The sequence below is a fragment of the Castellaniella sp. genome, assembly GCF_041675725.1.
In the GTDB taxonomy this organism is placed as follows: domain Bacteria; phylum Pseudomonadota; class Gammaproteobacteria; order Burkholderiales; family Burkholderiaceae_B; genus Castellaniella.
In genome coordinates this window covers 1-7,436 of record NZ_JBAYTI010000097.1, presented here as the reverse complement: position 1 = coordinate 7,436, position 7,436 = coordinate 1, and the positions used below count along the sequence as shown (strand labels likewise).

The window sequence follows — 7,436 nt, the reverse complement described above, 5'->3', positions numbered from 1 at the left end:
GCTGAGCGGCGGGTGCGCCCTTGGCCAGACGGGCAGCCACTTCCAGTGCGCGGGCTTCGACTTCTTCGTCGGGCACCGCCATCGAAACCAGATTCATGCGTTCGGCTTCTTCGCCCGTGATGGTGTCCGCCGTCAGCAGGTAGTACTTGGCCTTGGCCATGCCGCACAGCAGCGGCCAGATGATGGCCGCGTGATCGCCAGCCGCCACGCCGATCTTCAGGTGGCCGTCGGACATCTTCGCATCGTTGGCCACGATGGATATATCGGCCAGCAGCAGGGTGGCCAGCCCGGCACCCACGGCCCATCCGCGGGCAGCCGTGATGATGGGCTTGCGGCAATCCAGCATGTTGGTGACCAGGTTGCGTGCCTCTTTCATCGTTTGCATTCTGAGTGCGTAGTCATCGCACACCTTGCGTTCGTGATTCAGGTCGCCGCCCGCCGAGAAGGTCTTGCCGTCTCCGGTGAAGACGATCACGTTGACGTCGTCGTCGGCATCCAGGTCGCGCCAGATTTCGGACACTTCCAGGTGCATTTGTGGATCCATGGCCCCCAGCTTCAGGGGGGATTTCATGGTGACGCGCAGTACGCCGGGGCTGGGCCTGTCGAAGGCGAATCTTTCGTAATGGGCATAACGGTCAGTCACGGTCTTGCTTCCTTGTTGTTAGGGGCTCGTGCTGTCGGTGCCGGCCCCGGTTGGAATAAAGTGGATATCGTGTACATATCCTGTATCGTCGTAAAGGTCACCGCAATTTGCGTGCCAAATTCAGTGTAGCCGTTTAGTGGACAGTGTGGGCCTGCCTGGATGCTGAAGTGTCCAATCTGTGTACACGATGTGTCTTCAGCCACACACGGCCGGCGGGTTCGGCGCACCGTCGGGCGCGCTTCACGGCCGGCCCAGTGTGGCCGTCAGTGAAAGGCGGCGTGGGCTTGCATGGAGACGGCGCCGCTGGCCTTAGCCATCCAGACCGACAGGCCGTCGGCATGCGCCGACGCGTTCAGGCTCAGTGCATCGCCCAGCAGGTTGGGGCGCAGGGCCCGGTATTCGAAGGTTTTCAGCCGTCGGCCAGCGACTTCTTCTGCGTATCCGGCCAGCAGGGTGGCGCATAGCGGGCCATGAATGACCAGGTTGGGGTATCCCTCGACGTTGCGGCAGTAGTCTGCGTCGTAATGGATCCGATGGCCGTTGAAGGTCAGGGCCGAGTAGCGGAACAACAGCGTCGAATCGGCTTCGAAGGGCTTGCTGTGCTGGCTGGGACGGCGGTCTTTCGGTGACGGCGTATTTGCGTTGGGCGGGCTGGGCTCTTTGTAGACGATGTCATGGATCTCGCGCACCGCTTCTTGCCCGGATTGCCGGATGACGTGTTGCACGGCGACGAACACCAGGTCGCCGCTGCGCCCCTGCTTATGCTCCACCGATACGATGCTCGAATGCTTCTCGACGGGCTTGCCCAGCACCAGCGGGGCATGGAACTCAAGCCGCCCGCCGGCCCACATGCGGTTGCTGAGCGGCACGGGCGGCAGGAACCCGCCCCGTGCCGCGTGGCCGTCACGGCCCAGTTCGGCGGGCGGACGGCCCTCGAGAAAGTAGATCCAGTGCCACAAGGGCGGCAGGGCCATGCCGTCGTCCAGGCTTTCGGGGGTGCGCCCGACGGTGGCCGCCATGAGCCGTGCGTGTCGTACGGACAGGACGTCGTGGTCTGCCATGGATTTCCCGATCCATTGACGCAGATGGTTCATGTCGAGTGGGGTCATGGTGTGGTCTCGTTGTGGGGGGCGGAAAATTCTGCCCGCAGTGATTCAGTGTGCTGCCCCAGGCGCGGCGCTGGCTGGAACCGCTGCGTGTCCCAGGGCGCCCGCACCGGAGGCGCGATCAGTTGCAGATCTTTGCCGTGGACGGACATGGGCCAGGTGCGCAGGGCCGGGTGCCGGGCCAGCCCGGCCACCGAGCGCACCTGCCCGTACGCCGTGTTCGATGCACCCAGGCGCGCCAGGGCCTGGTCGCGGTCCAGCTGCGCAAACGCCGCGGCAATCATTGTATTCAGGGCGTCGCGGTGGTGCACACGCTGGTTGTTGGAAGAAAAGCGTTCGTCGGCCGCCACGGACGGATCGCGCAGAAAGTGAGTGCAGAACTGTTGCCATTCGCGCTCATTCTGGATGCTGATGACGATGTCGTGCCCGTCGCGGGTGGCGTAGCTGCCGTACGGTGCGATCGATGGATGCTGCAGACCCTGGCGTGCGGGTGCGCCCTGGCCATAGACTTGATGGACATAGGGTACCGTCATCCAGTCGGCGGTGCTGTCGAACAGCGAGATGGCGATATTTGCGCCTTTGCCGGTGCGGGCACGCTGCGCGAGCGCCGACAACACGCCGATGGTGGCGTTCAGGCCGGCACCGATGTCGCAGATCGAGACACCGATGCGCCCATAGGCTTCGGGGGCGCCGCTGACGCCGACCAGGCCGCTTTCGCACTGAACGAGCAGGTCATAGGCCTTGAGTTCGCTGCCGGGGCCTTCGCTGCCGTAGCCGCTGATGTCGCAGAGGATCAGGTGCGGATATCGCGCGCGCAGTTCTGCCGCGCCAAAGCCGGCCCGTGCCAGCGCACCGGGTGCCAGGTTCTGGACCAGCACGTCGGCCTTGGCCAGCATGCGGTGCAGCAGGGCCGCCCCTTCGGGTTGCTTGAAGTCCAGCACCATGGATTCTTTACCCCTGTTGGCCCAGACGAAATAGGACGCTTCGCCGTTGGCGGCCTGATCGTAGCCGCGGGCGAAGTCGCCGTCGGGCCGTTCGATCTTGATGACGCGCGCGCCCATTTCGGCCAGGCGTCCGGTGCACACAGGGGCAGCGACGGCCTGTTCGATGGCGACGACGAGCAGCCCGTCGAGTGGCTTGGAAGGCGGTGGGGCAAGGGCGGATTCTGGTCTATTCGGCATGGAGGGGATACCCTGAGATGAGGCTCATGAATGCGACCTGCCATGCGGACAGGCCTGAGAGAATTATCCCGAGCCCCGGTGGCGGGCGGAAGCGAGCAATTTCAAAGCCAGCATTTGTCAATCACGAAAGCTCGCGGTAAGCTGCCTGACGAGCCAGCCGATTCGTTCCCCGATTCCCGATTCCCCGATTCGTTCCCCATTGGCATGCACTACGACTTCATCGACCTGAAAGTGTTTCTTGCGGTGGCCGATGCGGGCAATCTGTCGCGCGGCGCCGAACGCGTTCATTTGGCGCCATCGTCCGTCAGCCTGCGCATCAAACGCCTGGAAGACACCGTCGGGGCCCGGCTGCTGATTCGCGGCGCCCGCGGGGTCAGCCTGACCACGGCCGGCCGCGTCATGGCCGACCATGCGCGGCGCTGTGTGGCCCAGCTCGAGCAGATGCGGACCGATATGCAGCCGTTTTCGCAACGCCTCACGCGCCGGATCACATTCTTTGCCAACAACAATGCCATCAGTTCGTACCTGCCCGACGATCTGGCCCGTTTCTTTGCGCGCTTTCCCGACGTGCGCATCATTCTCGAAGAGCATCCCAGCCACGAGATCGTCGATGCCGTGGCCTCGGCGCGCGCCGACATCGGGGTCGTGGCGCTCGACCAGATCCATCCAGACCTCGAATTTCTACCGTATCGTCAGGACCAGCTGGTCATGCTCATGCCCAAGGCTTCGGCCTTGGCAAACGCACCGGAAATCTGTTTTGCGGACTGCATGGGTGAACCGTTCATCAGTCTTCAACAGGGGACCGCGCTGCATACGTTTCTGGTCGGGCATGCCGCCGCCCTGGGCGGGCGCCTCGATGTGCGTGTGCAGGTGTCGGGCTATCGTGCGATCGCCCGCCTGGTCGCCTCGGGCGCAGGCATCGGCGTCGTCCCGCGCTCCGCGCTCGAACCGGCGGATCACGAGTATCTGGCGGTGGTGGGGCTCAAAGAGCCATGGTCACGGCGCGATCTGCGTGTCTGCATACGGCGCGAGCGTCGTCATCGGCAGGACTTCCTGGCCGAGCTGGTCGACAATCTGTGCGCGGCGGGCGGATACGCCGGCGCCGCCGCGCAGGCCCCATGAAGACGCCCGATATGTGTTTGCCATATACGAAGCCTGTGTTCGGGAAAATTCGCTTTCCTGCCCGTGCGAACCTGATCATACTTTTCCTGTGGGCCGTGGCCGGCTTCCACAGGCCGCGGCCCCGTGTCCCCTCTTGTCCGTGTCTCCTCTTGTTTTCGTTGCCTTCCCAGGCCTGATTCCCATGACCTCTTCCCTGACCCAGCCGATGGCCCGATTCGTGGCCCAGCTTCAATATGATGACTTGCCCCCCGACGTCGTGGCGCAGGCCGGGCGTTTTTTGCTCGATGCCCTGGGTTGTGCGTTCGCCGCTTATAAAGAAGATCCGCGCAAGGCCCAGATTGCCAATGCGCTGGTCGGCCAGTTTGGTGCGGCCGCACAGGCCACGGTGATCGGCGGGGCGCAGACGCACGCGGCCCTGGCCGCCCTGGCCAACGGCATGCTGATCAATGCGGCCGACAACGACGACACGCACAAGCGCGCGCTGGCGCATCTGGGCTCGGTGGTGGTGCCAGCCGCCCTGGCGGTGTGCGAAGCCCGTCGGGGTACGGGGCGCGATCTGATCACGGCGCTGGTGGCGGGCTACGAGGTCGGGGCGCGGGTCGGGATGGCGGTCATGCCGAGCCATTACCGATTCTGGCATTCCACCGCCACCAACGGCACGTTCGCCGCCGCCGCCGCCGCTGCCCGGGCAGCCGGCCTGGGGGCCGATGCCACCTGCACCGCTTTGGGGTTCGCCGGCACCCAGGCGGCCGGTCTGAACACGTTTTTCGAATCAGGCGATGATTCCAAGAGCCTGCATCCAGGCAAAGCGGCCATGAACGGTACGCTGGCCATGCTGCTGGCCGAGCTCGGTGCCAGCAGCCCGCCCGACATTCTTGGGCATCCAAAGGGCTATCTGGCCGCCTACAGCACCGAACCCGACGCCGCGGCCTTGCACGACGGCCTGGGCGAGCGCTGGGAAATCCTGCAAAACGGCTTCAAGTTCTACCCTTCCATCCTGGCCAGCCATTCACCTATTGGGGCCGCGCTGGAAATCGTGCGGCGGGACCATCCGGCCGCCCAGGACATCACCGCGGTTGAAATCCGCACATATGCCACGGTCAAGTCTCATTTTTCCAGCAAAGACGTACAAAAGACCATGGCCGCCCGGCTGTCGGTCCCGTATTGCGTGGCCGTCGCGCTGGTGGACGGCGAAGTCACCCAGAAGCAATTTGCGCCAGAGCGCTTCAACGACCCGCGTGTTCGCAGGGTGCTCGGGGTGACCGAGGTGGTGGCCGACCCCGAACTCACCCCGCTGTACCCCGAGAAATTCCCGGCGCGGGTGATCGTCACCTTGCGCGATGGCAGTCGGCACGAGGCCACTGTGTATTATCCCAAGGGCGATCCGGGCAACCCGCTGTCCGCGCCAGAGCTGGAGCAAAAATTCCGCGACAACGGCCACGGTGTCCTGAACCCCGGGCAGGCCGACCGCCTCGTCGCCTTGATCGGCGATCTCGAAAACGCCCCGCTTGCCTCATTGTCCGCGCTCATCGGCGGGCATTGAGCGCGTCCGGGTTGCGGTGTGGCCCGAGCGGGTCTTTCAATACCGGGCGATACCGGGCGGGCGTTTCAACAGGAGAACCCCATGTGTGATGCGAGCGGTGAATTATCCGATGGCTGGAAGGGCTGGGTCGAGCTGCCCCCGGCGCGTCCGTTGCGGGCGCAGGGGCCCTGGGTCGATCTGTCCCATCCACTGAGCTCCGACATGCCGCGGCAGCCTTTCTTTCCGGTGCCAAGTTTCGGCCATTTCCTGCAGCGGCCCGATTTTCCCCTGAACATCACCCGCATGGACATGGTGGTCCACCTTGGCACGCACGTCGATTCGCCGCGCCATCGCTTCAATGACGGGCCGGCGTTCGAAGAGGTGCCCCTCGAGCGCTTGTCCGGCGCGGGCCTGATCTGCCGGGTCGAAACCGATGGGGGGTGCGAAATCGGTCCGGCACAGCTCGAAGCGGCCTGCGTCGGGCTCGAACCGGGCGACATCCTCGTCCTGAACACCGGCATGCATCATCTGGCCTATTCCGATGCCTACCAGAACCACCCGTGGCTGAGCGTGGCGGCAGCGCAGTGGCTGGTCGATCGCCAGGTCAAGATGCTGGCCGTCGACACCCCCACGCCGGAAATGCCGCACGAACATCGTGGGCCAGGGTTCGATTTTCCCGTCCACGAGCGGCTGTTGGGGCATGGGGTGCTGGTGGCCGAGCATCTCACGAACCTGGACGCCCTGACGGGGCAGCGGGTCGAGATCCTGTGCAATGCGTTGAACATCCGGGGGGGCGACGGGGCGCCCACGCGCATTCTGGCGCGCAGGCTGGTTTCATGAGCGCCGCCCGGGCTGAACCGGCGGTCGCGGCACCGCCTGAAGTCACCGCCGCCCTGGCGCAATTTGCCGCCGGGCTGCGGCCCGGGCACATCCCAGACGCCGTACGCGAGCGTGCCAAGGCGCTGATCCTCGATTCCCTTGGGGTCGGGATGCGTGCCTGGCAGGCCGCCGAGTCCACCCAGGTCCATGCCGCGGCCCTGCGGGCCATGGGCCAGGCCACGGGCGCCGATCCCAAGGGCGGCCGGGTGCTCGGGGCCACAGAGACCTTCACGCCGCCTGCGGCCGCCGAACTCAACGGCGCCTTGATCCATTCTCTGGACTTCGACGACACGTATGCGCGTGGCGCGCTGCATCCCAGTGCCACGGTGCTGCCGGCCGCCCTCGCGGCCGCGGGCATGGTGGCGGCGTCCGGGGCTCAGGTGCTGGCCGCGGTCGTTGCCGGCTACGAGCTGGTCTGCCGCCTGGCGGTGGCCCTGGGGGCGGCAGACCACTACGATCGGGGCTTCCATCCCACGGCGACCTGTGGCGTGTTTGCCGCCAGCGTGGCGGCAGCCCGCGTGCTGGGCCTGGATGCCGCACAGACCCAGTCGGCGCTGGGCATCGCCCTGAGCCAGGCGGCGGGTTCGTTGCAGTTCCTCGAAAACGGCGCGTGGACGAAGCGCTTTCAGGTCGGGGCGGCAGCGCGCGCAGGCCTGGTCTCGGCCTGCCTGGCCCGCGCGGGGTATGTCGGCGCGTCCCATCCCCTCGAGGGGCCGCATGGGTTCATGCGCGCCTATGCGCCGCGCGCCGACATGCCCGAAGCGCTGGCCGGGCTCGGCCGCCAGTGGCGCACGCTGGACATCGCCATCAAGCCGTACCCGGCCTGCCGTTTTGCCCATGCCGCGATCGATGCCATCGTGGCCCTGCGCAGCGTACACGGCCTGGTGGCGGATCAGGTGGCGCACATCGAATGTGCCCTGCCACACAAAGGCATCTTGCTGGTCGGTGCGCCCATCGAACAGAAACGCCAGGCGCGTACGGTC

General features: G+C 65.8%; 7 protein-coding genes. 4 read left to right on the top strand and 3 right to left on the bottom strand.

Annotated features, from left to right (window positions below; all coding sequences use genetic code 11):
- The 3 genes from WCZ84_RS13295 to WCZ84_RS13285 form a co-directional block, all read right to left on the bottom strand.
- A partial coding sequence (locus WCZ84_RS13295) for an enoyl-CoA hydratase/isomerase family protein (RefSeq protein ID WP_372686761.1) occupies positions 1-643 on the bottom strand: 643 nt, incomplete at its 3' end.
- A 263-nt stretch (positions 644-906) separates the two neighbouring features.
- Complete coding sequence (locus tag WCZ84_RS13290) at positions 907-1,752, bottom strand: MaoC family dehydratase N-terminal domain-containing protein (RefSeq protein WP_372686760.1); 846 nt, start codon at positions 1,750-1,752, stop codon at positions 907-909.
- On the bottom strand, positions 1,749-2,930 hold the full coding sequence (locus WCZ84_RS13285) for a CaiB/BaiF CoA transferase family protein (protein ID WP_372686759.1): 1,182 nt from the start codon (positions 2,928-2,930) through the stop codon (positions 1,749-1,751). The genes WCZ84_RS13290 and WCZ84_RS13285 overlap by 4 nt, the downstream gene beginning before the upstream one ends.
- Positions 2,931-3,134: 204 nt before the next feature.
- On the opposite strand from WCZ84_RS13285, the gene WCZ84_RS13280 reads away from it, so the two are divergent.
- From WCZ84_RS13280 to WCZ84_RS13265, 4 genes are all read left to right on the top strand, one after another.
- Positions 3,135-4,052 (top strand): LysR family transcriptional regulator, encoded by a 918-nt coding sequence (locus tag WCZ84_RS13280; RefSeq protein WP_372686758.1) that lies wholly within the window; start codon positions 3,135-3,137, stop codon positions 4,050-4,052.
- A gap of 181 nt (positions 4,053-4,233) precedes the next feature.
- Entirely contained in the window at positions 4,234-5,595 is a 1,362-nt protein-coding gene (locus WCZ84_RS13275; protein WP_372686757.1) for an MmgE/PrpD family protein, read from the top strand.
- An 81-nt stretch (positions 5,596-5,676) separates the two neighbouring features.
- Positions 5,677-6,414: a cyclase family protein gene (locus WCZ84_RS13270; RefSeq protein WP_372686756.1), complete on the top strand. Its 738-nt coding sequence runs from the start codon at positions 5,677-5,679 to the stop codon at positions 6,412-6,414.
- On the top strand, positions 6,411-7,436 hold a 1,026-nt coding region (locus WCZ84_RS13265), incomplete at its 3' end, for an MmgE/PrpD family protein (protein WP_372686755.1). The genes WCZ84_RS13270 and WCZ84_RS13265, both read left to right, overlap by 4 nt.

Bases quoted from the DNA above. Each gene is read 5' to 3' on its own strand.
- WCZ84_RS13290 (WP_372686760.1), bottom strand. From the start codon at position 1,752: ATGACCCCACTCGACATGAACCATCTGCGTCAATGGATCGGGAAATCC.
- WCZ84_RS13275 (WP_372686757.1), top strand. From the start codon at position 4,234: ATGACCTCTTCCCTGACCCAGCCGATGGCCCGATTCGTGGCCCAGCTT.
- WCZ84_RS13285 (WP_372686759.1), bottom strand. From the start codon at position 2,930: ATGCCGAATAGACCAGAATCCGCCCTTGCCCCACCGCCTTCCAAGCCA.
- WCZ84_RS13270 (WP_372686756.1), top strand. From the start codon at position 5,677: ATGTGTGATGCGAGCGGTGAATTATCCGATGGCTGGAAGGGCTGGGTC.
- WCZ84_RS13280 (WP_372686758.1), top strand. From the start codon at position 3,135: ATGCACTACGACTTCATCGACCTGAAAGTGTTTCTTGCGGTGGCCGAT.